This window comes from Lysobacter sp. CA199, from assembly GCF_052078715.1.
Lineage (GTDB): Bacteria > Pseudomonadota > Gammaproteobacteria > Xanthomonadales > Xanthomonadaceae > Lysobacter.
Genome location: NZ_JBQJIL010000001.1, coordinates 232,726 through 255,226, shown reverse-complemented (window position 1 = coordinate 255,226; position 22,501 = coordinate 232,726). Strand labels below are relative to the sequence as shown.

The 22,501-nt window shown below is 67.9% G+C and carries 23 protein-coding genes, 1 tRNA gene and 1 pseudogene; 15 read left to right on the top strand and 10 right to left on the bottom strand.

Going from position 1 to position 22,501, the window contains the following annotated elements; translation table 11 throughout:
• The first annotated feature begins 521 nt into the window (after positions 1–521).
• Positions 522–1,352, top strand: a complete 831-nt coding sequence (locus ACTOWJ_RS01155; protein ID WP_441332739.1) for a hypothetical protein — start codon at positions 522–524, stop codon at positions 1,350–1,352.
• 169 nt (positions 1,353–1,521) lie between these two features.
• Here ACTOWJ_RS01155 and ACTOWJ_RS01150 read toward each other — a convergent pair.
• Positions 1,522–1,614 (bottom strand) — tRNA-Ser (locus ACTOWJ_RS01150).
• Between the two features lie 275 nt (positions 1,615–1,889).
• On the opposite strand from ACTOWJ_RS01150, the gene dnaX reads away from it, so the two are divergent.
• The 5 genes from dnaX (at position 1,890) to ACTOWJ_RS01125 (ending at position 6,219) form a co-directional block, all read left to right on the top strand.
• The gene (dnaX, locus tag ACTOWJ_RS01145; protein ID WP_441332738.1) at positions 1,890–4,310 is read left to right on the top strand and encodes a DNA polymerase III subunit gamma/tau; all 2,421 of its coding nucleotides are present in this window, start codon (positions 1,890–1,892) and stop codon (positions 4,308–4,310) included.
• Positions 4,311–4,438: 128 nt separating this feature from the next.
• Positions 4,439–4,759 carry a YbaB/EbfC family nucleoid-associated protein gene (locus ACTOWJ_RS01140; protein WP_441332737.1) on the top strand — a complete coding sequence of 107 codons (321 nt, stop codon included), beginning with the start codon at positions 4,439–4,441 and terminating at the stop codon, positions 4,757–4,759.
• A gap of 41 nt (positions 4,760–4,800) precedes the next feature.
• Positions 4,801–5,034, top strand: a complete 234-nt coding sequence (locus tag ACTOWJ_RS01135) for a hypothetical protein (protein ID WP_441332736.1) — start codon at positions 4,801–4,803, stop codon at positions 5,032–5,034.
• A gap of 37 nt (positions 5,035–5,071) precedes the next feature.
• Positions 5,072–5,665, top strand: coding sequence for a recombination mediator RecR (gene recR, locus ACTOWJ_RS01130; protein WP_441332735.1), 594 nt, complete (start codon positions 5,072–5,074; stop codon positions 5,663–5,665).
• A 200-nt stretch (positions 5,666–5,865) separates the two neighbouring features.
• On the top strand, positions 5,866–6,219 hold the full coding sequence (locus ACTOWJ_RS01125) for a histidine triad nucleotide-binding protein (protein WP_441332734.1): 354 nt from the start codon (positions 5,866–5,868) through the stop codon (positions 6,217–6,219).
• A gap of 301 nt (positions 6,220–6,520) precedes the next feature.
• On the opposite strand, the gene ACTOWJ_RS01120 is transcribed toward ACTOWJ_RS01125, so the two are convergent.
• The 4 genes from ACTOWJ_RS01120 to ACTOWJ_RS01105 all read right to left on the bottom strand — a co-directional run bounded on the left by ACTOWJ_RS01120 (position 6,521) and on the right by ACTOWJ_RS01105 (position 10,986).
• Positions 6,521–7,006, bottom strand: coding sequence for a Slp family lipoprotein (locus ACTOWJ_RS01120; protein WP_441332733.1), 486 nt, complete (start codon positions 7,004–7,006; stop codon positions 6,521–6,523).
• On the bottom strand, positions 7,003–9,009 hold the full coding sequence (locus tag ACTOWJ_RS01115) for a transglutaminase TgpA family protein (RefSeq protein ID WP_441332732.1): 2,007 nt from the start codon (positions 9,007–9,009) through the stop codon (positions 7,003–7,005). Before ACTOWJ_RS01115 ends, ACTOWJ_RS01120 begins: the two co-directional genes overlap by 4 nt.
• On the bottom strand, positions 9,002–9,934 hold the full coding sequence (locus ACTOWJ_RS01110; protein WP_441333068.1) for a DUF58 domain-containing protein: 933 nt from the start codon (positions 9,932–9,934) through the stop codon (positions 9,002–9,004). The genes ACTOWJ_RS01115 and ACTOWJ_RS01110 overlap by 8 nt, the downstream gene beginning before the upstream one ends.
• Positions 9,935–10,029: 95 nt before the next feature.
• Positions 10,030–10,986 (bottom strand): AAA family ATPase, encoded by a 957-nt coding sequence (locus ACTOWJ_RS01105; RefSeq protein ID WP_441333067.1) that lies wholly within the window; start codon positions 10,984–10,986, stop codon positions 10,030–10,032.
• A 320-nt stretch (positions 10,987–11,306) separates the two neighbouring features.
• Between ACTOWJ_RS01105 and ACTOWJ_RS01100 the strand changes: the two genes are divergently transcribed.
• On the top strand, positions 11,307–13,148 hold the full coding sequence (locus ACTOWJ_RS01100) for an ArnT family glycosyltransferase (RefSeq protein WP_441332731.1): 1,842 nt from the start codon (positions 11,307–11,309) through the stop codon (positions 13,146–13,148).
• Positions 13,149–13,186: 38 nt separating this feature from the next.
• Here the strand turns inward: ACTOWJ_RS01100 and ACTOWJ_RS01095 are convergent.
• The 3 genes and pseudogenes from ACTOWJ_RS01095 to ACTOWJ_RS01085 form a co-directional block, all read right to left on the bottom strand.
• Positions 13,187–13,237: pseudogene (locus ACTOWJ_RS01095) on the bottom strand (DUF6053 domain-containing protein); the annotation flags it as partial.
• Positions 13,238–13,318: 81 nt separating this feature from the next.
• Complete coding sequence (locus tag ACTOWJ_RS01090; protein ID WP_441332730.1) at positions 13,319–13,897, bottom strand: Maf family protein; 579 nt, start codon at positions 13,895–13,897, stop codon at positions 13,319–13,321.
• 132 nt (positions 13,898–14,029) lie between these two features.
• Positions 14,030–14,389, bottom strand: a complete 360-nt coding sequence (locus ACTOWJ_RS01085) for a hypothetical protein (RefSeq protein ID WP_441332729.1) — start codon at positions 14,387–14,389, stop codon at positions 14,030–14,032.
• Between the two features lie 126 nt (positions 14,390–14,515).
• Between ACTOWJ_RS01085 and ACTOWJ_RS01080 the strand changes: the two genes are divergently transcribed.
• The 5 genes from ACTOWJ_RS01080 (at position 14,516) to fabD (ending at position 18,641) form a co-directional block, all read left to right on the top strand.
• Positions 14,516–15,040 (top strand): YceD family protein, encoded by a 525-nt coding sequence (locus ACTOWJ_RS01080; RefSeq protein WP_441332728.1) that lies wholly within the window; start codon positions 14,516–14,518, stop codon positions 15,038–15,040.
• Between the two features lie 120 nt (positions 15,041–15,160).
• Positions 15,161–15,355, top strand: a complete 195-nt coding sequence (rpmF, locus tag ACTOWJ_RS01075) for a 50S ribosomal protein L32 (RefSeq protein WP_336094786.1) — start codon at positions 15,161–15,163, stop codon at positions 15,353–15,355.
• 286 nt (positions 15,356–15,641) lie between these two features.
• Entirely contained in the window at positions 15,642–16,622 is a 981-nt protein-coding gene (locus ACTOWJ_RS01070; protein WP_441332727.1) for a beta-ketoacyl-ACP synthase III, read from the top strand.
• A gap of 104 nt (positions 16,623–16,726) precedes the next feature.
• The gene (locus tag ACTOWJ_RS01065) at positions 16,727–17,530 is read left to right on the top strand and encodes a serine/threonine protein phosphatase (protein WP_441332726.1); all 804 of its coding nucleotides are present in this window, start codon (positions 16,727–16,729) and stop codon (positions 17,528–17,530) included.
• Between the two features lie 169 nt (positions 17,531–17,699).
• Positions 17,700–18,641 carry an ACP S-malonyltransferase gene (gene fabD, locus ACTOWJ_RS01060; RefSeq protein ID WP_441332725.1) on the top strand — a complete coding sequence of 314 codons (942 nt, stop codon included), beginning with the start codon at positions 17,700–17,702 and terminating at the stop codon, positions 18,639–18,641.
• 10 nt (positions 18,642–18,651) lie between these two features.
• On the opposite strand, the gene ACTOWJ_RS01055 is transcribed toward fabD, so the two are convergent.
• Complete coding sequence (locus ACTOWJ_RS01055; protein WP_441332724.1) at positions 18,652–19,434, bottom strand: SDR family NAD(P)-dependent oxidoreductase; 783 nt, start codon at positions 19,432–19,434, stop codon at positions 18,652–18,654.
• On the bottom strand, positions 19,431–19,625 hold the full coding sequence (locus tag ACTOWJ_RS01050) for a hypothetical protein (protein ID WP_441332723.1): 195 nt from the start codon (positions 19,623–19,625) through the stop codon (positions 19,431–19,433). Before ACTOWJ_RS01050 ends, ACTOWJ_RS01055 begins: the two co-directional genes overlap by 4 nt.
• Positions 19,626–19,856: 231 nt before the next feature.
• On the opposite strand from ACTOWJ_RS01050, the gene fabG reads away from it, so the two are divergent.
• From fabG to fabF, 3 genes are all read left to right on the top strand, one after another.
• Positions 19,857–20,603 carry a 3-oxoacyl-ACP reductase FabG gene (gene fabG / locus ACTOWJ_RS01045; protein WP_441332722.1) on the top strand — a complete coding sequence of 249 codons (747 nt, stop codon included), beginning with the start codon at positions 19,857–19,859 and terminating at the stop codon, positions 20,601–20,603.
• Positions 20,604–20,733: 130 nt separating this feature from the next.
• Entirely contained in the window at positions 20,734–20,973 is a 240-nt protein-coding gene (gene acpP, locus ACTOWJ_RS01040; protein ID WP_031373652.1) for an acyl carrier protein, read from the top strand.
• A gap of 161 nt (positions 20,974–21,134) precedes the next feature.
• A complete protein-coding gene (fabF, locus tag ACTOWJ_RS01035; RefSeq protein WP_441332721.1) occupies positions 21,135–22,388 on the top strand; it encodes a beta-ketoacyl-ACP synthase II in 1,254 nt (417 codons plus the stop codon).
• Positions 22,389–22,501: the final 113 nt, after the last annotated feature.

Genomic DNA, 22,501 nt, shown 5'->3' with positions numbered 1-22,501 from the left:
CCGTAGCGGGGCCGATGGTGTTGGCGATGCCGGCCAACGCATCGTGGAAGGCTTGGAGCTCAAGATAGGGGCGGGCGATGATTTTCGGGGCATACGCGGCACTCCTCTCCATGGACCGGTGGCCCGCGCAGCGCGAAGTCGCAGGCGGGATGTCGGGAGGTTAGAAATCGCATACAGGCGGCGGGCGTATTTCCCTTGCGGGTGTTGTATTAGCCGCCCTCCCGACGCATGGAACTTGCGCCGGCAATGCCTAAACGACAGGCATAAAAAACCCACCGGGATATCGGAGGCGGGTACCGTTGTTTGAGGAGTTTCTACGCTCCGGGGGCATGATTGCTACGATGAAATCTTGGTGTCGACGGGGTGTTGGCACAAAGGCTTCATGTTGCGCCGGGAGTGGTCGCAGACGAACAAACGCTCACAGCCGAGTCGTTGCAAGTAAAGCGCTGCGGCCTGACCTGTATTCTTTCGCGCAAGGCTGCACCGTGTATGACCCGCGTACTCACAAGGAGAGAAGTGAAATGTGGCGAACTCTAGTCTTCATTGGCGTGCTGGTTGGCTCTAGCGCCTATGCCCAAGAAGCGCGAAGCGAAAAAATCGAGCCCTCGCCGGAAAGCCGGCGTGCGGAAGCGCAGGCGCGTGAGCGAGATCGTATTGAAGCCCTTGCCCGGCGGGGACTTCAAGGCAATTACCAGGCGCTGCTGAAGGCGGGAAAAGTGTCCGCCAACGTCAGGGGCGCGAGCATCGCGTTGAATGCGGAGCAAGTTGAGGCGATTTCGCGCGTATCGGCGATCGACCTTGCGGCCTTGGGGTTCACGGCTTCCGATGTGGCGGCGTATCGCCGACGCAATGTGAATTTGTTCGATGTGGTCGATGAGGTGTTCACGGGGCTCACTTCGAGCCCTTTCGAGCAGATGATGCTGACGGATACGGTGGTGATAGCGACCGCCGGTAAAGTCGAAGAAAGCCGGGCCCGTACCGACGGTTATTTGTCCGCGATTCCCTATACCGTCGTGAAATCGCTGAAAGGGTCGCGCGCAGTCGGCGATCTTATCCATCATCCGCGCCAATCCGGCCCGCAGTCGGCCGAAATCTATGTGGATGTTTCTTCCGATTACCCGGTGACGCCGGGGAAGAAGTACTTGTTGACCGCGTCTCGCAATTGGTACGAGCAACGCGTCGCCGAGAACAAGAAACAGGCAGAGAGCGGCTTCAATGCGCTCGCATTTATCGTTTACGAGATTTCCGACGATGGCACCTTGCTCTCAGGCCCTCGGCCCACGCTGTCGGGCGAAGCGCCTAAGGATCTTCCGTCGATTGAAGCGGATCTACGGAATCTCCCGGTGAAGTGAGCTAGGGCAGGCTGGGAGGCTGGGAACTTCAATTCATTGCTGCCGAGCTGGCGGCGGGAGGGTATGAGGTTTGGCTCATCCGATGGCTGCGCTCCTCTCCCGGGGAAGATGGCGAACCCGATGGCGAAAACGAAACAGGCCCCTGAGATCAGGGGCCTGTTCGATGATCTGGCGGAGAGAGGGGGATTCGAACCCCCGAAGCGCGGTTTAGACGCTTACACACTTTCCAGGCGTGCTCCTTCAACCACTCGGACACCTCTCCGGATCCTGTCCGGGCCGCGTGAGCGGGCCGTGCAGGGCCGTGGATTCTAGCTGTCGGCGGCGCCGGGAACAAGCTGGTGCGCGGCAGGGGCGGCCGGAGGCGCGCGGCGTACGGGGGCGAGGGTGGGGCATGGCACAATGCCGGGGTTCGTTCGCGAGCGTCCGGCGGCCCGCTGCCGGTCGCGACCGGCCCAGGCGCGCCGCGCCGGCCCGCGCGGAGGTTCGCGGCGCCGCAGGCGCCGGCTCTCGCCCCGTCCCAACGCCCCCAAGGATCCGATGTCCTATCTCGTCCTCGCCCGCAAATGGCGCCCCAAGCGTTTCGCCGAACTGGTCGGGCAGGAGCACGTGGTCCGCGCGCTGACCAATGCGCTCGGCACCGGGCGCGTGCATCACGCCTTTCTGTTCACCGGTACGCGCGGGGTGGGCAAGACCACGATCGCGCGGATCTTCGCCAAGTCGCTGAACTGCGAGCGCGGCACCTCGGCCGACCCGTGCGGCGAGTGCAACGCCTGTCTGGACATCGACTCGGGCCGTTACATCGACCTGCTCGAAATCGACGCGGCCAGCAACACCGGCGTGGACGATGTGCGCGAGGTGATCGACAACGCTCAGTACATGCCCAGCCGCGGTCGGGTGAAGGTCTATCTGATCGACGAAGTGCACATGCTGTCCAAGTCGGCGTTCAACGCGCTGCTCAAGACCCTGGAGGAACCGCCGGGGCACGTGAAATTCCTGCTCGCCACCACCGACCCGCAGAAATTGCCGGTGACGGTGCTGTCGCGCTGTCTGCAGTTCAATCTCAAGCGTCTGGACGAGCAGCAGATCGCCGGGCAGATGACCAAGATACTCGCCGCCGAGCAGATTCCGGCCGAGGATTCGGCGATCCGCCAGCTCGCCAAGGCCGCCGACGGCAGTCTGCGCGACGGGTTGTCGCTGCTCGATCAGGCCATCGCCTATGGCGGCGCCGGCGCTGACGCACCGCTGGAAGGCGCGGCGGTCGCGGCGATGCTCGGTTCGGTCGACCGCACCCGGGTGGGCGCGGTGCTGTCGGCGCTGGCCGACGGCGAAGGCCAGCGTTTGCTCGACGAAGTCGCGACCCTGGCCGAGTTTTCGCCGGATTGGGGCAGCGTGCTCGAGGCGCTGGGCGATGCGCTGCACCGGATCCAGGTGCGTCAGTTGGTTCCCGAGGCCGCGATCGAGGCCGACGGCGTCGATGTCGATGCGCTGGCCGCGCAGCTGCGGCCGGAAGTGGTCCAGCTTTGGTATCAGATGTGCGTCAACGGACGCCGCGATCTGCCGCTGGCGCCGAGCCCGCGCGCCGGTTTCGAAATGAGCGTGCTGCGCATGCTCGCCTTCCGACCGGGCGCGGCGGCGGGCGAAACCCCGCCGGCCGGCTCGGGCTCCGAGGGCGGCCGCGCCGAAGCGGCGCGCGGCGCCAACGCCGCGGCCCAGGCCGCAGCGGCGATGCGCGAGATGGGCACGCCGGCTCGCGGCGCCGCGCCGCGTCAGGCTGCGGAGCCTCAGGCGGCAGCGCCGGCGCCCGTGCGCGAGCTGATGGCGGCTCAGTCGCCCGCCGCTGCGACGACGCCCGGCCCGGCCGTGCCGCCGGCCAACGATCCGCGCGACGCACCGCCATGGGAATTGCCGCCGCCGGTCGCCAAGCCGGTCGCGGCCGCGCGTTCCAATCCCTTCGCCGACGACCCGCGCGATGCCGCGCCGTCGCCGCCTGCGAACCCGTTCGCGGACGATCCGCGCGAAGTGGCGTTGTCGTCGGCCGCGCCGAAGCCGTCGGCACCAGTCGCGGCGCGTTCGAATCCCTTCGACGACGATCCGCGCGATGCGCCGCCGTGGGAGGTGTCCGAACAGGCGGCGCCCGCGAAGCCGATGGTTGCGCGGCCCGAACGGGTGCAGGAAGCGCCGGCGCCGTATTTGGACCCGCGCGATTCGCAGTCGCAGGTCGCTGCGCCTGACCAAATCGCGCGCCGCGAAGCGCCGCTGTGGCCCGACGACGAGCCCGTGCGCGAACCGTTGCGCGATCCGCAAGCCGCGCAGGCGAAAGAGCACGCAGCGCTTGTCGCCGCGCCGGCCGCTTCGGCGCGGCAAAGTATCAACACAGCACAAAGCCTCGCGGAGCGTGCAGACGCCCACGCGGTCGAAACGCCGGTACGGGCCGAGTCGAACCCGCCGCTGTCCGCACCGTCGCAGTCGCCGCATCGCGAGCCGCCACGCGAAGACATCTTCGCTACGCCCGCCTCCGCCCCGATCACCATGCCCGCGCGCGCCGCCGCGCCGGCGGGCGGGGTGATCATCGCCGACGATCTGGCCTGGCACGCCATCGTCGATGCCAGCGGCTTGCGCGGCCCGTCGCGGATCCTCGCCGAACATGCCGGTTTCGTCGCTTATGCCGACGGTGTGCTGACCTTGTCGCTGGGGCCGAACGACGAACACCTGAAGGCGCCGTCGCTGATCAAGATGGTCGCCGATGCGCTGGCTTCGCGCCTGGGCGCGGCGCCGCAGATCCGCTTCGAGGCGGCCCAGGCCGGCGAATCGCTGCATGCGCGCAATCAGCGCGCGCGCGACGAGCGCCAGGCCAACGCCGAGGACCTGTTCATGAACGATCCGCAGGTGCGCCGGCTGATCGACGACTACGGCGCCAAGGTCGTGCCCGATTCGATCCGGCCCTTCGACGAGGCCTGAGCCCGCCGACCGGTCCGGCCGCGCCCTTGCGCGGAGGCGACGCCGGCCCCAATCCATGACTGACATCGCGCCGTGGCAGACTCGCGGCGCACGATCCAACGAATACTTCACGACAAGGCAGGACCACCATGCGCGGCAACATCGCCCAACTCATGCAACAAGCGCAGAAGATGCAGGAAAACGTGCAGCGCGCTCAGGAAGAACTGGCCAAGATCGAAGTCACCGGCAGCGCCGGCGGCGGCATGGTCAGCGTGACCCTCACCGGCCGGATGGAGTGCCGCAAGGTGCGCATCGATCCCAGCGTGGTGAGCGATCCGGAAATGGCCGAAGACCTGATCGCCGCGGCGTTCAACGATGCGGTCAACAAGATCAACACCGAATCGCAGGCCAAGATGTCGGCCGCCACCGCCGGCATGCCGATGCCGCCGGGCATGAAGCTGCCGTTCTGATCCCCGCCCAGCTCACACCATAATCATCCGGACGCATCGACATGGGATTTCATATCGGCATCACCGCCGCGGTGGTCGCGGCCGCCTTGCTGGGGCTGGACATCTACACGACCTGGGCGATCTGGCGCGAGCCGGATCTGACCGGCGCGCAGAAGGGTATCCAAGCGGTCTTCGTCTGGCTGGTTCCGCTGCTCGGGGCGATCGTTTGCCTCAACGTAGTGCGAGCGATGAACCGCGAGCCTACCGCGCGCAGCAACTTCACTATCTCCGAGTGAGCGCAGCGCCCGCCGCCGCGATGCCGGGCGCGCGCGCATGAGCAGCGCGCTGCTGGAACAGTTGATCGACGCGTTCCGGGTGTTGCCGGGCGTGGGTCAGAAGTCGGCCCAGCGCATGGCCTATCACGTGCTCGAACGCGAGCGCGCGGGCGGACAACGTCTGGCCGACGCGCTGAGCGAGGCGATCGAAAAAATCGGCCATTGCGCGCGCTGCCGCGATTTCAGCGAAACCGAAGTCTGCACGACCTGCGCCAGCGCCTCGCGCGACGCGCATCTGCTGTGCGCGGTGGAATCGCCGGCCGACCGGCTGGCGATCGAGCAGGCTACCGGTTATCGCGGCCTGTATTTCATCCTGCAGGGCCGGCTGAGCCCGCTCGACGGCATCGGCCCGCGCGAACTCGGCCTGGACAAGCTGGCCGACCGGCTAGCCGAGGGCGAGGTGCAGGAATTGATCATCGCCACCAATCCCACGGTCGAGGGCGAGGCCACCGCGCATTATCTGGCGCAGTTGTCGCGCCAGCACGGGGTCAAGCCGAGCCGGCTAGCGCACGGCGTGCCGCTGGGCGGCGAGTTGGAATACGTCGATCGCGGCACCTTGTCGCACGCCTTCGGCAGTCGGACCGAGGTTTAGGGCGGGTCGCGATTGCGGCGCGCGGCCTCATCCGCCCTCCGCCCTCCGCCTTCTCGGGGGCAGGCCGCTTCGGGCACCTTCTCCGGTGAACGGGAGAAGGGGCGGGCTGCGATCGGAATCTTGGAATTCGGGATTGGGTGAAGCAACGCCGCGGCGATTGGCTGTAACGTAATCGCCGACTCCCACTGCGTGATTCCGACATGACCGATTCCACCATCTTCGGCAAGATCATCCGTCGCGAACTGCCGGCCGACATCGTCTATGAAGACGAGGATCTGATCGCGTTCCGCGACATCGCGCCGCAGGCGCCGGTACACGTGCTGTTCGTGCCGAAGACGCCGATCGCCACGCTCAACGATCTCAAGCCCGATCAGGCGGTCATCGTCGGCAAACTCGCGCACGCGGCGGCGGCCTATGCGCAACGCGAAGGCTTCGCCCAGGACGGTTATCGCATCGTCATGAACTGCAACGGCCATGGCGGGCAGACGGTGTTCCAACTGCATCTGCACCTGCTCGCCGGCGCCATCCTCGGCCGCTTCGGTACCCCGCGCTAAAGCCGCTGCGGTTCCCCTTGCCAGCATCCGCTGTTCCCCCTTTGAAAAAGAGGGGTAGGGGGATTCGTTTTTGCTTTTGAACGCCGCGGCAAAGCCAAAGCAAATCCCCCGGCGCAGCCGCATACGTCTGAAACGCATAGACGCAGGCGCCAGCCCCCTTTTTCAAAGGGGGCGAGTTTCCAAGGGGCGGGTTGTCGAATCACGAGCGTCGCCGCGCACCCATTCGCCCTGGCCCAAAACGACCGAAGGCGCTTTCGCGCCTTCGGTTCGCAACACCGCCGTGACGTTTATCGTCGACGGCTTACCACCAACCCCACCACGGCCACGGCGCCGGACGTTCGATCACGTCGACCTGCTGGCGCACCGGCCACAGATACACCACGTCGGCGTCCACGCGCGGGAAGCGGTAGTCGTACTCGCCGATGCGGCGGCTCTCATAACCGGCGATGCGGCCGGTGAAGGTCACCTCGCGGTTCTTCTCGAACAGCGCCGGATCGTAGAAACCGGTGCGGCAAGCCAGGAAGCGGCCGCCGGTGTCGTCGGTGGCCCAGTACGGGCGCGCGGTGTCGCCCAGGCGGGTCGAGATCATTTCGAAGCAGGTGCGGTTGGCCTGCGGTTCGACGTTGACGATACGGCCGCCCCAACGCACCACCGAACCGGTGCTGTCGGTGGCCGCCGCATCGGACGGGGTCAGGGCCGAGAACGCCCCTTGCAACGGTTGGGGCGCCGTGGCGCAGGCGCTGAGCAACGCGGCGCCGGCGGCTAACAAGGCAAGACGGAGCTTCATCGACGTTCTCCAGTGCGGCCGGGGCGGTGCGCGCGTAGCGCCCTGACCAGTTCGTTGCGCAGTTCTCGGGCCTCGCGCCGCCCGGGTTGGCCCTCAGCGTAACGCCAATCGCTGAAATGTTGGCTGAGTTGCAGCAGGCTTATGCCCAAATCGGGTCGCGCCTTTCCGACACGTTCAGCCCAGGCCAGCGCCGGCTCGTGCGGTTCGCGCTCCAGACCCAGCTTGCGGTAACGCCGGCCCAGCGCGTGCCAGGCCCGCAGCGCGGGGTCGCGCTGGCGCTCGCCGCGGCTGCTGAGCCAGACCATCCAGGCGCCGGCGGCGCTGGCGAACAACACGAACAGCATCACCAGCTTGGCGCCGTCGAGGCGGTCCACGCCGAACGGCCGCAGCAGGCGTTCTTGCCGGCTGGCGTCGAATCCGAGCACGAAATCGTTCCAGCCGCGCCGCGCCCAGTCGCTGAGATTGAACAGCGGCGTCGCCCCGCCGATCCCGCCGAACAGGCCGCCGGCGCCAGGGGCGCGATCGGCCAGAGTGTCGTAGATGCGTTCGGGCGCGACCGCCGCGGTCGGATCGACCCGCACCCAGCCGCGTCCTTGCAGCCAGACCTCGGCCCAGGCGTGCGCGTCGGAGCGGCGCACCAGCCAGTAGCGGCCGACCGGGTTGTAGTAGCCGCCGGCATAACCGGTGACCACCCGCGCCGGAATCCCGGCCGCGCGCATCAGCACCACGAAGGACGAGCTGAAGTGCTCGCAGAAGCCGGCTTTGTAATCGAACAGGAACTCGTCGACCGCGTGCCTGCCCAGCAGCGGTGTTGCCAGGGTGTAGACGAAGTCGCGGCGGATCAGCGCCAGGGCGCGCTCGACCACGGCGGCATCGTTGGCGCCCGCTTCGGCCCGCCACTGCCGGCCTAATGCCACGGTGCGCGGGTTGTAGTTCTGCGGCAGATCCAGCGCGGCGCGGCGCAGCACCGCGCGCAACTGCGGCTCGTACGCGGCCGGCGGCGAGGAGCGCAGATGCCAGCGGCTGAGCGCGCTGAGCGCGCGCGGCGCGTAGATGCCGTGATCGAGCGACAACTGCGAACCGTTCGGCGCGGCCAGCGGCAGGTCGAGCGCGACGAACTGGCGATCGTCGGTGGGTTCGACTTCCAGTTCGTAGTCCCACACCGTGGCCGAAGGCGTGAACGGCGCCGGCTCGATGCCTCGGAACCAGCGCGGCTGCGTCCAAGTACGGCCATCGAAATTCCACAGCACCGGTCCGCGCCAGTACATCTGCGAGGTCGGTGGCGCGGCGCCGTTGAAACGCGCGCGCAGGGTCACGGTCTCGTCGTTCATCAGATCGACCATTTCCCCCGGCGTCATCCGGTCCGACAGGCCCGGCCGGGCGATCGCGCGTTCGGGCACGCCCCACAACGGCGCGCTCAATCGCGGAAACAGCCAGAACACCGCCAGCGCCAACGGCAGACCGATGCCGATCAGGCGGCCGATCGCGATCAAGCGCTGCCAATGCGACAACGGTGCCTCGACCGCGCGACCGGGTTCCACCCGCGATTCCAGTTCGGCCAGGCGCTGCAGACTCGCCAGCGCGAACACCGACGCGGCCAGGCCCAGGGTCAGCGACAGCGGGCCCTGATCGAGCAGGAAGGTGGCGAACGGGCCGAACAGGGCGAAACCGATCAGGCTGCGCGCGTCGCGCAGGGTGTAGGTTTCCGACGGCTTGAGCGCGAACATCGCCGCGAGCAGGGCGCAGCCGGTGTCGCGGCCAATCGCGAAGCGGGTCATCAGCAGCACCGCGCCGACCAGCGCGATCACCATCAGCAGACGCAGCAGCGCCGGCAGCGGTTTGCGCCAGGAAAGCAGGCCCACGCCGATGCCGGCCGCGGCGATCGCGGCGGCGATCTGCGGCGGCAGTTGCAGCAACAGCGGCAGCAGGCAGCTCGCGCCGGCCAACAGCGCCCAGCGCCGCGCGCCCGGTTCCAGCGGCGGGGGGGCCTTCGGCTTAGCCATGCGGCATCAGCGCCAGCGCGCGCAGACAGGCGTGACGGTGCGCGGCGCCGTTGCCCGGGCCCAGCGCGGGCTGGTTGGGCAGGCTCAGGCGATAGCGGCAACCGTCGCGTTCGGCTTCGTCGACCCAGCGCGCCAGTCGCGAGATGCGCGCTTCCTGCTTGAGGCCGCTCAAGCGATGCCATTCCAATTCGACGTCCGCGCCCAGCGGTTGTTCGTATTCGCGCACCAGCAGCATGTCGCGCCGTGCCGAATGCTTCCAGGCGATCGCCCGGCGCGGGTCGCCGGGGCGATAGGCGCGCAGGTGATGCACGTCGTCGCCGCTGGGATGCAGCCGGGTCACCGCCTGATCGCCGCCGCCGACCGGCAGCGGCGGGCCTTGCGCTTCCGGCGTGGGATACACCAGCAGCGGCGCTTCCGGCCACACGTGCGACCAGGCCCGCGCCAGGCCCAAGGGGCGGGTGGTGGAAACGCGCAGTTTGGGCAGGTCGAGCCAGCCGCGGCGATGGGTGGCAATGCGCAGTTCGGCTTCGCCGGCGCCCTGGTCCAGATCCAGCCGCGCCGGGTCGGCGCCGAGCGCGCCGGCGTCGTCCACGCGCAGGCCGCGGCGCAGACGGTCGGGCGCGGCGCGCGCGTGCACGCGGACCTGCAGCGGTGTGCCGGCCGGTACCGGTTCGGCGTCGATGGCGACGATGCGCAGTCCGGTCAGTTGCAACTGCGCGGCGATCAGGCTCGCCAGCCCGGCGCCGGCCAGCAGCAGCGCGAGCAGAAACGCCGGGTTGTTGTTGTAGTTCAGCGCGCCCAGGGTCATCGCGGTGAGCAGCGTGCCGTAGAACGCGCCGAACCCGGTGGGCAGCACGTAGATACGGCGCCGGTCGAACTGCGCCGGCAACGGCTCGGGCCGGCGCGGCTTGGTCAGTGTCAGCATGTGCGCGCTCAGCCGCCGCGCATAACGTTCGCGCAGCGAGGCCGGCGCCGCAGCGTCGCCGTCTTCGGGGTCTTGCGGGGCCACCATCGCCGTGCTCAATCCACCGCCACGGCGTAGAGGATGGACTTGGTGATGTCCGGCGCGGCGTCGGCTTCGGCGACCAGGCGATGCGAGGCGACCGCGGCGAACAGCGCCTGCACGTCCTCGGGCACCACGTGCGCGCGGCCGAGCAGCAGCGCGTAAGCGCGCGCGGCGCGCAGCAGCGCCAGACCCGCGCGCGGCGACAGGCCCACGCGCACGCCCGGATGCTTGCGGCTGCGCGCGAGCAGGGCCTGCACATAGTTGATCAGCGCTTCGCCGGCGTAGACCGCGTCGACCGCGCGGCGGATCGCCAGCACGTCTTCGCTGCTCAGCAGCGGCTTGGTCTGTGCGATCAGATGGCGCCGGTCGGCGCCGCCCAGCAGATCGCGTTCGGCGGCTTCGTCGGGGTAGCCCAGTTGCAGGCGCAGCAGGAAGCGGTCGAGCTGCGAGTCGGGCAGCGGATAGGTGCCCGACAGATCGACCGGGTTCTGCGTGGCGATCACGAAGAACGGATCGGGCAGCGGATGAGTGCGTCCGTCGATGGTGACCTGGTGTTCGGCCATCGCCTCCAGCAACGCGCTCTGGGTACGCGGCGGAGCACGGTTGATTTCGTCGGCCAACAGCACCTGGGTGAACACCGGGCCGGGGTGGAACTGGAACTGACGCGAGGTCGGATCGAACACCGACACGCCGACCACGTCGGCCGGCAGCAGGTCGGAGGTGAACTGCACACGCTGGAATTCCAGGCCCAAGGTGGCGGCCAGCGCGTGCGCCAGGGTGGTCTTACCCAGGCCCGGCAGATCCTCGATCAGAAGATGCCCGTCCGACAGCAGCGCCACGAAGGCCAGCCGCACCGCCTGCGCTTTGCCCAGCACCAAGGCATTGACCTGGGCCTGCGCCTGTTCCAAGGCGGTGCGCAGGCCATCGGGTAGGATGCTGGCGTTGCCTGCGGGGGTCTTGCCTGCGCTCATCGGGCCTGCCGTCATCGTGCTTGGATCCTGAGTCTGTAAGGTCGGGCCTGACGGCCGCGGAGTGCTGCCACGCGCACCGCCCGCATGATCGCGTGCGGTCCGTCGCCGGCGCAGCCCGAAACCGGCGTGTCGCCCGGCTTCTGGGATGCGCGTCAACAAACCGCGGCGATGGCTGCGTTCGTGTGCGCGTATCGCCTGCAGCGGCGGAAGCGAACGGTAACGCGGACGTGCCGCGAACCGATGCCGCCGCGGCGGGTCGAAATCCATCCAGAGTGTAGCGAGGTCGGGTGCCGATGCGGGACAAGCAAGAAGCCAGCGCGATGCGCAACCTGTTCTGGGCGCTGTGGACGCTGGTGCTGCTGCTCAAGTTCGCCGTCGCCGCCAAGCTGCCGTTGTTCGTCGATGAGGCGTTCTACTGGCAGGAAGGCCGCCATCCGGCCGCCGCGTATTCGGACCTGCCCGGCCTGACCGCCTGGCTGACGCGTCTGGGCGTGGAACTGGGCGGCAATCACCCGCTGGCCTTACGCGCGCCGTTCTTGCTGGTCGCCGCGCTGGTGCCGTGGTTGCTGGCGCGCATCGCGGCGCGCGAATACGGCGAACGCAGCGGCTGGATCGCCGGTTGCTACGGCTTGCTGCTGCCGCTGTCGGGCACCTTGGGCGTGCTCGCCTTGCCCGACGCGATGATGGCGTTGGCGACTTTGTTGTGCCTGGACGCGGGCGCGCGCCTGCTGCGCGAGGTCGATGCGCGCACTGCGGTGGAACTCGCCGCCGGTCTGGCCCTGGGCGCCTTGAGTCACTACCGCTTCATCGCCGTGATCGGAGTCGGTTTCGCGGCGCTGATGCTGTTGCCGGAAGGGCGGCGCGCCCTGCGCGATGCGCGCGTGCTTACCGCGGTGGCGATCGGCGCTTCGGCGTGGGCGCCGCTGGTGGCCTGGAACATGGACAACGCCGACGCGGGATTGCGCTTCCAACTGGTCGACCGGCATCCGTGGTCGTTCCACATCGAAGGGTTGTGGTTCATCGCGATCCAGGCCCTGCTGGTGACGCCGCTGCTGTTCGTCGCGCTGGCCGTGACCGGTTGGCGCGGCGCGCGCGACGCCTCGCCGGTGACGCGTTATCTGGCGCTGCTCGGCAGCCTGGTGGTGGCCGGTTTCTTCGTGCTCGGCTTCTTCGCCGATACCGAGCGAGTCAGTTTCCATTGGCCGTTGCCGGGCTTTCTGGCCTTGTTGCCGCTGCTGCCGATGGTGCTCTCGCGCTGGCCGGAGTGGCTGCGCGGACTGACCGCGGGTCTGGCCGGCGCGACCTTGTTGGCGATGCTCGGTTATTACGTGGCCGTGTCGATGCCGGAACTGCGCGCGCGCAGCGCCGGCGAGAAGTGGTATCCGTCCAACTTCGCCGGCTGGGACGAATTGGCGCGCGCGGTGCGCGCACGGCAACAGGCGATGCCGCCGGGCACGCGCGTCGTCGCCGACAACTTCAAGGTCGGCGCCGAGCTCGGGTTCGCGCTCGACGATCCGCGCATCGCAGTGCTCGATCACCCGATCAACCACAAGCACGGCCGCGCGCCGCAGTTGCAGCTGTGGGGCCTGCAGCGCGCCGGCCGTGCCGATTGGGGCCAGGCGCCGGTGCTGTTGGTGGTCGGCGTGACCGAAGTGGAATACAAGAATCTGCTGCAGCGCTATCACGACCTGTGCGCGATGGTCGGGCCGTTGCCGCCGGCGCAGATCATCAACATCGATCACGGGCGCCAGCGCTTCGCCTTGTTCGCCTTCGACGGCGCGCCGCGCGAAGGCGCTTGCACGACTCCGGCGATGGCCTGGATCGATGCGCCGGCGGCGGGGCGCAAGGTCGAGCGCGTGTTCGAGGTCAACGGCTGGGCGTTCAAGGACGGCGTGGGTCTGCGGCGCGTGGAGGTCATGCTCGACGGACGCGTGGTCGCTCAGGCCGAGTACGGCGGCGAACGGCCGGGCGTGCGCGATTACTGGGCGCTCGCCGACGGTCGACGCTCCAGCGATCCGCAGCATCCCAAGATCGGTTTCCGCGCGCAGGTCTCGCTCGATGCCGAGGCGCCCGGGCGGCATTGGCTGGGCCTGCGACTGCATGGCCAGGACGGCAGCATCGAGGATTGGGCGGAGCAGCCGATCGAAGTGCGGCGGCGGTGAATGCGTGGTGTTGATCGAGCGAAGCGATCGATGCGCTCGTGAGCTTTTGTGGGAGGGGCTTCAGCCCCGACGCTTTTCGATCCGCTTGCTTCGAACTACCGGCAATCTGAGCGAAAAGCGTCGGGGCTGAAGCCCCTCCCACAAAAGACTTCGGCTTCCTCACATCGCCCTCAAGGCAACGCGTAACCCGCCTCGCGCAACAACCGCGCGGTCGCGATCAACGGCAGCCCGATCAACGCGGTCGGGTCGCGCGATTCGATCGCTTCGAACAACGCGATGCCCAATCCTTCGGATTTGAAACTGCCGGCGCAGTCGTAAGGCTGCTCGGCATCGACATAGCGCGCGATCTCCGCCGGGCTCAACGGGCGAAAGCGCACCACCGTGGTGTCCAGCGCGGTCAGTGGCGGATGGCCGTGGCGTGCGATGCACAGCCCGGTCAGAAAACGCACTTCGCGGCCCGACATCGCCGCCAACTGCGCCAGCGCGCCTTCGCGGCCGCCGGGTTTGCCGATCGGGCGACCGTCGAACTCGGCGACCTGGTCCGAGCCGATCACCCAGGCCTGCGGATGCAGCGCGGCGACCGCCGCGGCCTTGGCCACGGCCAGACGGCTGGCGAGGGCGGCCGGGGCTTCGCCAGGCTGCGGGGTTTCGTCGGTGTCCGGACGCGCGATGTCGAAGGCCAGGCCCAGGCGGGTCAGCAGTTCGCGCCGATAGACCGAGGTGGAGGCGAGCAGGAGCGGGGCGGACATGGCGGCGGCTCGGAAAGGATGGGTTTGGGCGGCCGTGCGCGCAGGGGGCTGGTAAGGCCTGCGCAGGCGGCCGATGGTTCAGGTCCGGTCGCGCGGCCGGCCTGGCCGGGGCAAAGCCGGCCAGGGCGCGGTTCAGGCCAGCGGCGCGCGCGCCTGCTCGATCTTGTTCAGCTGCTGCTCGATCCGGCCGCGCGCATCGTCGATCGAGGCGCGCACTTCGGCCAACTGCGACACGCTGGCCCGGCGGCCGTGATCGCGCAGCCACAGGCGCTGGCGCAGCATCTCGCGCATCGCGTCGCCGACCGGGTCGCGGCCCTCGTCGCCGGCCACCGCTTCGATCTCGGCCCGGGCCGCGCGCAGCCGGGCTTCGAGCGCGTCGGCGGCGTCGAGCACCTCGCGCATCGCGCGCTGGCGCCGCAGCGGGCGGTACAGGACCAGGCCCGCGGCCGAGGCCGCCAGCACGGCCAGAATCATGAACAGGACGTTGATCAAGCCGGACTCGACGCGGGGACAATGCCCGGAAGTCTGCACGTCCGCCCCGGCCGGCGGCAAATCCCTGCGCCGCCCGGGGCTTACGGTTTGACACAGCCCCGGTCGGTCTCTAACATTCCGCGGCTTATGTCAGCCGATGTGCCATCCGGGCGGGTGCCCGATCTTCTGGATGCCTGGCGGCTGGTGGCGGCACGGCGTGGCGTGGAAGGCCGTCTGCCGTTGTCGGCCCTGACCCGGCTGCAAGGCGTACTGCTCGATACGCAGGGCTTCGTCGAGTACTCGCTGGATTTCGACAGCGACGCACTCAAGGTGCCTTACGTCGAGCTGAAGATCGACACCGAATTGCCGTTGCTGTGCCAGCGCACCCTGGAGCGGTTCTTGTTCCCGGTTCAGATCCTCCAGCGTCTGGGGCTGATCCGCGAGGAGGCCGACGAAGCGGCGTTGCCGGAAGGCTACGAGCCCTTGCTGATGCCCGAAGACGGCATGCTGCGGGCCTCGGAGCTGGTCGAGGACGAACTGATCCTCGCCGTGCCGGTGGTGCCGATCTCGCCGGGCAGCGAAGCGGTCGAAGCCGACTGGCCGGCGCCGCAGGCCGAGCAGGACAGCGCCAATCCGTTCGCGGCGCTGTCTTCGCTGAAGAAAAAGAACTGACGCACGTATTGGTTTCAAATCAAATCGTTCCACTCCGACCTGCAGGCGAGTCAGCAAGCTCCTGCTAATCGGGCTTACGCTATCCACCTCAGGTTTCCACCGCTTTTCCGGAGCAAGACCATGGCTGTCCAGAAGTCCCGCGTTTCCCCGTCCCGCCGCGGCCAGCGCCGCGCCCACGACGCGCTGACCAGCAAGCAGCTGGCCACCGACCCGACCACCGGCGAGACCCACATCCGCCACCACGTGACCGCCGACGGTTACTACCGCGGCAAGAAGGTCATCGACACCAAGTCCAGCGTCGCCGACGAAGAGTAAGCCTCTTCCGACACGCCGCGCCGCGCGCCTGGAGTAGGTGCGCGTCGCCGCCGATCTGGGCCGGCGCCGGTGCCGAACGACACCGTGCCGGCACCGATCGGACCGTCCCTGCTGACGATCGAGCATGGAGACGCGTCCGCGTGACAACAGACCTGCGGCCGCCGCGGCTTCGTACTACCGCCAGCTTTTGCTGGCGGTCCTGTTTCCCGGTGGCTTGCGCGGCTCTGCGTCGGATCGATCGATGCTCACTGCGCGAGCCGACACACGGCAACTCCGCGGAGTGGTGATGACAGATCGGATTTACGCCCGTATCGCGGGCACCGGCAGCTATCTGCCGGAAAAGGTGTTGACCAACGCCGACCTCGCGCAATTCGTCGATACCAGCGACGAATGGATCGTCAGCCGTACCGGCATCCGCGAGCGCCACGTCGCCGCCGAAGGCGAGACCACGGTCGATCTGGCCTATCACGCTTCGCTGCGCGCGCTCGAAGCGGCGGGCGTGGACGCCGCCGAGATCGACTTGATCGTGTTCGGCACCACCACCCCGGACCTCATCTTCCCGTCCAGCGCCTGCCTGTTGCAGCACCGCCTGGGCGCCAACGGCTGCCCGGCCTTCGACGTCAATGCCGCCTGTTCGGGCTTCGTCTATGCGCTGACCGTGGCCGACAAGTTCGTGCGCTCCGGCTCGGCCAAGACCGTGCTGGTGGTCGGCTCGGAAACCCTGACCCGGATGCTCGACTGGAACGACCGCGCGACCTGCGTGTTGTTCGGCGACGGCGCCGGCGCGGTGGTGCTCAAGGCCGACAGCGAAACCGGCATCCTCAGCACCCACTTGCACGCCGACGGCGGCAAGAAGGAACTGCTGTGGAATCCGGTCGGCGTGTCGGTCGGCTTCAAACCCGAAGAACACAATGCCGGCGTCAAAGTGCTGATGACCGGCAACGAAGTGTTCAAGCACGCGGTCAAGGCGCTGGATTCGGTGGTCGAAGAGACACTGGAAGCCAACGGCCTGGACCGTCACGAGATCGACTGGCTGATTCCGCACCAAGCCAACCTGCGCATCATCGAAGCCACGGCCAAGCGCCTGGACATGCCGATGGATCGGGTGATCGTCACCGTCGATCGCCACGGCAACACCTCCTCGGGTTCGGTGCCGTTGGCGCTGGACGAAGCGGTGCGCTCGGGCAAGGTCCAGCGCGGCCAGCTTTTGCTGCTTGAGGCTTTTGGCGGCGGTTTCACCTGGGGTTCGGCTCTGCTGCGTTACTGATGCCTCGACAGGGGCGCCCGCTCCTGCGACGGAGCGGCCCCACGGCCAGGACGCCTTTGCGCAGTCCTGGCGCTGCGGCGACCGTCACGCACAGGACTCGCGTCATGGTCACTCGATTGTCGATGCAGGGCCACACGGCCTGGCTTAAATCCTATGGCGGCGGCAGCCGCCGTTTACGTTTGCGCGCGCTGGATCTGACCGTGCGCCGCCTCGGCGTGCCCGCGTTGCGGCCGCCGCCGCACCGGGTCGGCGCGGGCGCGCGCGAAACCGAGCAGCGGCGCTTGCTGGAACTGGCCGCCTGCGACGTGCGCGTGCCGAGCATCCTCGGCGAAGGCGATACCTATCTGCTGCTCAGCGACATCGGCGAAACCTTGTCGGCGCGGCTGCGCCGTTCCAGCGCCGATGAAGCCTATACGCTGGTGCATCGCGCCGCGCGCACGCTGGCGCAGGTGCATGCGCTCGGCGGCTACATCGGCCAGCCGCTGGCGCGCAATCTGACCATCGACGAACACGGCCGCATCGGCTTCATCGATTTCGAGGAAGACCCGGGCGAAATCATGACCGTGCAACAGGCGCAGATCCGCGACTGGCTGATCTTCGCCGCCGGTACTTCGCGTTATTTCCGCGATCGTGATCGCGAACTCAGCGCGATCATCGCCGAATCGTTGCGCGGCGAAGCCGAGGAGGTGCGGATCGGGCTCGGCGATGCCGCCGACCGGCTCGGTTTCGTCCAATCGGTCACCCGCTGGCTCGGGCGCCGCGCGCAGGGTTTGGGCGGCGCGGTGCGCGCGCTGCGCCGCGCGGCCTGGGTGTGGATGCTGTTCGCGGTGTTGATCGGTCTGGGGATCGATTTCGCGCCCGATCGCGAGCTCGATTCGGTCAAGCACATGGCCGAGCTCATCGACTGAACCTCGGTGCCGGCGCGGCGAGCGCGCGCCGCGCTCCATATCCGCAGCGCGATCGCGCCGCGGCGGCCTGCGTCACTTTGCGACGCGGCGTGACGCCGTACCGCCGGGTACAGACGCTGGCCGCTTTTCGCCCGTATCATTCGCCCTCCTTATCGATTCGGCAGCGCGCGTGAGCGATCAGCGACTTTCTTTCGTCTTTCCGGGCCAAGGCTCGCAATCGCTGGGCATGCTGGCCGAGTTGTCGGAACTGCATCCGCAGATCCGCGAGACTTTCCGCGAAGCCAGCGACGGCGCGGGCGCGGACCTGTGGGCGCTGAGCCAGGGCGGCTCGGAAGAAATGCTCAATCGCACCGAATACACCCAGCCGGCATTGCTCGCGGCCGGCGTGGCGGTGTGGCGCCTGTGGCAGGCCCAGGGCGGCGCGCAGCCGGCGCAACTGGCCGGCCACAGCCTGGGCGAATACACCGCGCTGGTCGCCGCCGGCGCGCTGTCGCTGCGCGACGGCGCGCACCTGGTGCGCCTGCGCGGGCAGCTGATGCAGGAAGCCGCGCCGGCCGGCGTCGGCGCGATGGCCGCGGTGCTCGGCGCCGAGGACGCGTTGGTCGAGGAGATCTGCCAGGCCGTGTCGGGCACCGAAGTGGTGGTGCCGGCCAACTACAACTCGCCGGGCCAGATCGTGATCGGCGGCCACGCCGGCGCGGTCGACAAGGCGCTCACGCGTCTGGCCGAAGCCGGCGTGCGCAAGGCGGTCAAACTGGCGGTCAGCGTGCCTTCGCACACGCCGCTGATGCGCGAAGCCGCCAACCGCCTGGCCGAGGCGATGGCGGGCCTGCACTGGAACGCGCCGGCGCTGCCGGTGGTGCAGAACGTCGACGCGGACAGCCACGAGGATGTCGAGGCGATCCGCGACGCGCTGGTGCGGCAGCTCTATCTGCCGGTGCGTTGGAGCGGTTGCGTGCAGGCCCTGGCCGCGCGCGGTACCCAGCGCATCGCCGAATGCGGTCCCGGCAAGGTGCTGGCGGGGTTGGTCAAGCGCATCGACAAGGCCATCGACGGCCGCGCGATCGGCACTCCGGCGGAGTTCGAAACCGCGCTCGCCGACTGGCGCTGAGCCGCGCGGATTATTTCGCCGCCAGGCCGCCGTCCACCGGCAAGGTAACGCCGGTGACGCCATACGCCTCGTCCGAACACAGCCACAAGGTGGCGTTAGCGATTTCCTCCGGCTCGGACATGCGCTGCATCGGCGATTGACCGGCCAGGAAAGATTTCATTTCATCGCTCAGGAAGGCCTTGGTCGCTTCGGTGGCCACCGCCGCCGGAGCCACCACGTTCACCCGGATATGGTCTTTCGCATACTTCACCGCCGCCCATTTGCTCATGTGGATCATGCCGGCCTTGGCAGTGCTGTAGGACAGGCTGGTGAAGTCGACATCGACCACCATGCCGGCGATCGAACCAGTGTTGACGATGGCGCCGCCGCCTTGCTTGAGCATTTGCCGGATCTGGTACTTCATGCCGAGGAACACGCCGCTGAGATTCAAGGCGATATTGCGGTCCCAGCCCTCTTCGAGCGTGTCGTGAACGCCGGTGCCCAACTCGTCGGGCGCCAGGATGCCGCCGGCGTTGTTGACCGCCACGTCCAGGCGGCCGAAACGCTGCGCGATGTCGGCGATCAGGCGTTCGGACTGGACCGGGTCGGTGACGTCGGACTGAATGAAATGCGCCTGGCCGCCGTGTTCGCGCAACTGCGCCTGAAACGCCGGGCCGTGCTCGTCCGACAGATCGGTGAACACCACGGTCGCGCCCTCGTGGGCGAAGGCGGTCGAGGTGATCTTGCCGATGCCGGTCGCTCCGCCGGTGATCAGCACTACTTTATTTTCGTAACGTCTGCGACTGGCGGTCATGGATCGCGCCTCGGAAGGAAGAGTGGGGTCGGGAAGGGCAGCGGCGGCGCGCGCGCCGATGGCGGTGCCGCTTCGATCATGCTGAACGGTGAGTATTGCGTTGGCATGGCGCGGACGAACGCGGCTTGGGTCACGTTGAGCGATGTGTACGACCAGCGCACAGGTCGGCTGCGCGCGCGGTCGTATTCCATCCGTGATCCGGCCCCGTGTCGCGCGCCGGGAGGCCCCGCGTGCGCTACTCAACTCCCGTCCCAGCCTGTACGCTTTGCTGCGGTCGCAACATCGGCCGGCCCGGCGCCCGTGAGGCGACGGTTCCGGCGCGGGTTCCACGGCCGTAACCCGATACGATCGGGGCCAGCCCGGTCTCGCGTCCGCGCGCAGTCCCAGCCCGCAACGCAGTATGTTTTGAACGGAGTGAATGCATGAGCACCCCACCGCTTTCGGGCGAAATCGCACTGGTCACCGGCGCCAGCCGCGGCATCGGCGCGGCCATCGCCGACGAGCTCGCCGCGCAGGGCGCGACCGTGATCGGAACCGCGACCAGCGAATCCGGCGCCCAGGCCATCGCCGCGCGCCTGGCCGCGCAGGGCGGCCACGGCCGGGTGGTGGACGTGGCCGACGCGGCCTCGATCGAGGCGCTGATCGACGGCGTGTCCAAGCAGGTCGGCGCGATCTCGATCCTGGTCAACAACGCCGGCATCACCCGCGACAACCTGCTGATGCGGATGAAGGACGAGGACTGGCAAGCCATTCTCGACACCAATCTGACCAGCGTGTACCGCACCAGCAAGGCGGTGATGCGCTCGATGATGAAGGCGCGCAAGGGCCGGATCATCAATATCGCCTCGGTGGTCGGCGTGACCGGCAACCCCGGCCAAGCCAACTACGCGGCGGCCAAGGCCGGCGTAATCGCCTTCAGCAAGTCGCTGGCGCGCGAGATCGGCAGCCGCGGCGTCACCGTGAACGTGGTCGCCCCCGGCTTCATCGACACCGACATGACCCGCGACTTGCCCGAGGACGCGAAGAAGGCCATGTTCGAACAAATCGCGCTGGGTCGCTTCGGCGAACCGGCCGACATCGCCCGCGCGGTGGCGTTCCTGGCCAGCCCTGGGGCGGCCTACATCACCGGCGAAACGCTGCACGTCAACGGCGGCATGTACATGCCCTAAAGCCTTGGCGTAGGCTAGTAAGCGATTGAACCAAAAGGGATTTTATCAAGGCCGGGAGCCGGCCTCGCGAAACCCCTCGATTCCATTAGACTATTCCATCGAAAAACCCCTCACGGGAGGAGCAGCATCCATGAGCAGCATCGAAGAGCGCGTCAAGAAGATCGTGGTCGAACAGCTGGGCGTCAAGGAAGAAGAAGTCACCAACAACGCTTCGTTCGTCGACGACCTCGGCGCGGATTCGCTCGACACGGTCGAGCTGGTGATGGCCCTCGAAGAAGAATTCGAGTGCGAAATCCCGGACGAAGAAGCCGAGAAGATCACCTCGGTGCAGCAGGCGATCGATTACGTCAAGGCGCACGTCAAGTCGTAAGGCGCCTGACGAATGCCGCGCGTGCCTGAAAACGCGCGTGGCGTTCGCGCAGTTACCGCATATCAGTGACAACTCGGGGCCGCATTGCGGCCCCGTGCTTTTACGGCCGGTCAGTACGCCGGCGTAGCGTACGCAGACGGATTCAACAGAGGTAAGGCTGCATGTCCAACCGTTCCTTCAACCGCCGTGTGGTCGTCACCGGCCTCGGTCTGGTCTCTCCGCTGGGCAACGACGTCGTCAGCAGTTGGGACGGCATCGTCAACGGCCGTTCGGGCATCGGCCCGATCACTCATTTCGATCCCGCGCTGTTCACCACGCGTATCGCCGGTGAAGTGCGCGACTTCGACATCACCCACTACGGGGTGAGTTCGAAAGACGCCAAGAAGATGGAGGAGTTCATCCATTACGGCGTCGCCGCCTCGCTGATGGCGTTAAAGGACGCCGGCATCACCGTCGACGACTCCAACGCCGAGCGCATCGGCGCGCTGATCGGTTCGGGCATCGGCGGCCTGCTCGGCATCGAAGAGCAGACCATCAAGTACCACGAGGGCGGCCCGCGCAAGATCTCGCCGTTCTACGTGCCCAGCACCATCATCAACATGCTGCCCGGTCAGGTCTCGCTGTTGACCGGCATCAAGGGCCCGAATTTCTCCGCCGTCTCGGCCTGCGCCACGTCCAACCATTCCATCGGCATGGCGATGCGCATGATCCAGTACGGCGATGCCGACGTCATGGTCGCCGGCGGCGCCGAGCGCGGCTCCTCGCCGACCTCGGTCGGCGGCTTCTGCTCGATGAAAGCGATGTCCACCCGCAACGACGATCCGATCCACGCCTCGCGGCCGTGGGACAAGGAACGCGACGGCTTCGTGCTCGGCGACGGCGCCGGCATCCTGGTGCTGGAAGAGTACGAACGCGCCAAGGCGCGCGGTGCGCGCATCTACTGCGAGCTGGCCGGTTTCGGCGCCACCTCCGACGCGTTCCATATGACCGCGCCGAGCGAGAACGGCGAAGGCCCGGCGCGTTGCATGGCGGCGGCGTTCGCCGATGCCGGGATCAACCCGGATCAGGTCGGTTATCTCAATGCGCACGGCACCTCCACGCCGCTGGGCGATCTGGCCGAGACCCTGGCGATCAAGCGCGCGCTCGGCGACCACGCCTACAAGACCATGGTCAGCTCGACCAAGTCGATGACCGGGCATCTGCTCGGCGCGGCCGGCGGCGCCGAGGCGATCTTCTCGGTGCTGGCGCTGCATCACAACATCATCCCGCCGACCATCAACCTGGACGAGCCGGGCGAGGGTTGCGATCTGGATTACGTGCCCAACACCGCGCGCGACGCCAAGGTCGACATCACCGTGTCCAACGGCTTCGGCTTCGGCGGCACCAACGGCACCCTGGTGTTCAAGCGCATCTGACCGCGTTGTCGCATGCGAAAGGCCCGCGCAGACTTCGGTCTTCGCGGGCTTTTCGTTTTCTGGCGGCGAAGAATCTTCTTTCGCCCCCTGTAGGAGCGGCGCGAGCCGCGACT